Raw genomic sequence first — 2,401 nt, forward strand, 5'->3', positions numbered from 1 at the left:
TGTATAAGAGACAGTGGTTGGGCAGCGTCAAGAGGTCGTCGGCCAGCCGGAAACGGCACCGGGTGCTGTGGCAGGAAGGTATGGGTCAGCTTCTTGCCGTGGTGTCAGCCCAGAAGTTGAAGACCGTGGAGAAGCCTGCGCGGAAGGCTCCGCCCAGGGTCAGCTGAGAGCGGTTCGCACCGGAGAAGAGAACGGCCAGGGAGATGTCGACCGGATCGGCGGGGCCATCGATCAGCACCAGGACGCGGCGCCGTCTCTTCCCCATTCCCGATTCGGTGACCGTGACGGTAAGTCCGGGGCGCGTGAAAAGGTACGACTTCCGGCTGACCGCTGTGCACCGGTAATCGGTTCCGTCGTGCGTCGAGGCTCGGGGCCAGGGCCTGGGTCGCGGCCTGTGGCGGGCAGCGATGCACTGGGGCCGGACTCACGGCGCCGCCTACCAACTCCTCCAGACCGAGGTCGACGGCCCCTCAGATCGGCTGTGCCAATCCGAAGGACTGGCCCGCCTAGGCTTCACCCACACCACGTCCGCGTAGCCCGGTCGCACTACTGCGCGCGCACCTGGACGAGCACAGCACCCGCTTCCCTGATGGTCGCCCTTTCCGCGCGGTACGGGGTGGCCGGGCCCGATCACCGGAGCACACCGAGGTCTGGCACAGAGCAAGAGTCGAAGCGCTGCCTGCCGACGAGTTGACGACTCCGCTCGCCCGTGTGCCCTACTCCTTGCGACACGCCGGGTCTCTCGCCGGCTCAAGGCAAGGGTGGGGCCCGGTGGAGGTCGCGCGGCGCGCAGGCCACCGCCCGGCAGTGCTGTAGAAGTTCTGCGCCAAGAACCTCAGGGGCCACCAAGACACGTCGAACCGCATGATCGATGTAGCCCGGAGACTCGACGCGACGACTGAGCGGCGTGGCCAGCCTGGCCACGGGTTGGCCACATGCCCTGACAACGCTGCGATCGAGCGGCACGAGGTAAGACCGGTTGAACGCAGAGGGCGGGCCTCCGAACCGGAGACCCGCCCTCTGACCTGCTACTTCTCGGACCTGCTGCGGTGGGTGTGGGATTTGAACCCACGGTGACTCGCGCCACGACGGTTTTCAAGACCGTTCCCTTAGGCCGCTCGGGCAACCCACCCCGCATCGCCGTCGGGCCCGGGAAGTCCCGGTCCGCCGCGACGCGAAGGACAGCCTAGCCGGTCAGCTGTCGCCCTTGCGCTCGCCCAGGACGACTTCGGCCGTCGACGTCTTGCCGCCCCGCTTGTAGGTGAGCGTGACCGTGTCCCCGGGCTTGTGGGTCCAGATCTCGCCGATCAGGGTCGGTCCGCTCTCGATCACCGTGTCGTTGAACTTCGTGATCACGTCACCGGCCTTCAACCCCGCCTTGGCGGCGGGCCCGTTCGGGGTGACCGCCGGGGTACCGCCCGCGCCGTCCTCCGAGATGACGGCGCCGCCGGACTTCTCCTCCATCGTCACCGTCGCACCGATGACGGGGTACACCGGCTGCCCCGTCTTGATCAGCTGCTCGGCGACGTTCTTCGCCTGGTTGACGGGGATGGCGAAGCCCAGGCCGATGGAGCCCGCCTGGGACTGGCCCATGCCGCCCCCGCTGGTCGACTGGATCGCCGAGTTGATGCCGATGACCGCGCCGGTCGCGTCCAGCAGCGGTCCGCCGGAGTTGCCCGGGTTGATCGAGGCGTCCGTCTGCAGGGCGCTCATGTACGAGTTGGCGCTGCTCGAACCGTCACCGGAGGCCACCGGACGGTTCTTCGCGCTGATGATGCCGGTGGTGACCGTGTTGGACAGTCCGAACGGCGCGCCGATCGCGATGGTCGAGTCGCCCACCGCGACCTGGTCCGAGTCGCCGAGCGGCAGCGGGGTCAGTCCGTCCGGTGCGTTCTTCAGCTTCAGCACCGCCACGTCGTATCCCTCGGCCCGGCCCACGACTTCGGCGTCGTACTTCTTGCCGTCGGAGAACGTCGCCGTCAGCTGACCGCTGTCCGCCGCGGAGGCCACCACGTGGTTGTTCGTGAGGATGTGGCCTTCCTTGTCGTAGACGAAGCCCGTGCCGGTGCCTCCGTCGCCCTCGCCCGACTGGGCGTCGATGGTGACGACGCTGGGCAGCGCCTTCGCGGCGACGCCGGCGACCGTTCCGGCGGCGCGCTTGAGGTCCTTGGGGCTGTTGGAGGCCGCCACCGTCGTCGAACCGGAGGACCCGGAGCTGTTGCTGTCGGCCGCCCAGTATCCGAGGGCACCGCCGAAACCGCCCGCGACTAGGGCCGCCACGGCCACGGCCGCCACCAGGCCGCCCGCGCGGCGCCTGCGCGGTGCGTGCTCGCCGTGCGCCGGTGCGCCCCAGGGCTGGGAGCCGCCCTCCGCGTACGCCGGGACCACCGGCGGCGGAGGC

General features: G+C 69.3%; 2 protein-coding genes, 1 tRNA gene and 1 pseudogene. 1 reads left to right on the forward strand and 3 read right to left on the reverse strand.

Annotated features, from left to right (window positions below; translation table 11 throughout):
- Window positions 1-85: 85 nt before the first annotated feature.
- Window positions 86-265 (reverse strand): hypothetical protein, encoded by a 180-nt coding sequence (locus IH13_RS0100800; RefSeq protein WP_051835737.1) that lies wholly within the window; start codon window positions 263-265, stop codon window positions 86-88.
- Window positions 266-362: 97 nt separating this feature from the next.
- Between IH13_RS0100800 and IH13_RS44240 the strand changes: the two are divergent.
- Window positions 363-536 (forward strand): annotated as a pseudogene (locus IH13_RS44240) (GNAT family N-acetyltransferase); the annotation flags it as partial.
- 511 nt (window positions 537-1,047) lie between these two features.
- On the opposite strand, the gene IH13_RS0100805 reads toward IH13_RS44240, so the two are convergent.
- Together IH13_RS0100805 and IH13_RS36460 are read right to left on the reverse strand one after the other, a co-directional pair.
- A tRNA-Ser gene (locus tag IH13_RS0100805) sits at window positions 1,048-1,132 on the reverse strand.
- A 62-nt stretch (window positions 1,133-1,194) separates the two neighbouring features.
- A partial coding sequence (locus IH13_RS36460) for a S1C family serine protease (RefSeq protein ID WP_031080117.1) occupies window positions 1,195-2,401 on the reverse strand: 1,207 nt, incomplete at its 5' end.

The organism is Streptomyces sp. NRRL WC-3549 (genome assembly GCF_000721935.1).
Classification (GTDB): Bacteria; Actinomycetota; Actinomycetes; order Streptomycetales; family Streptomycetaceae; genus Streptomyces.

Coding starts and splice junctions, on each gene's coding strand:
- IH13_RS0100800 (WP_051835737.1), bottom strand. CDS start 265: ATGGGGAAGAGACGGCGCCGCGTCCTGGTGCTGATCGATGGCCCCGCC.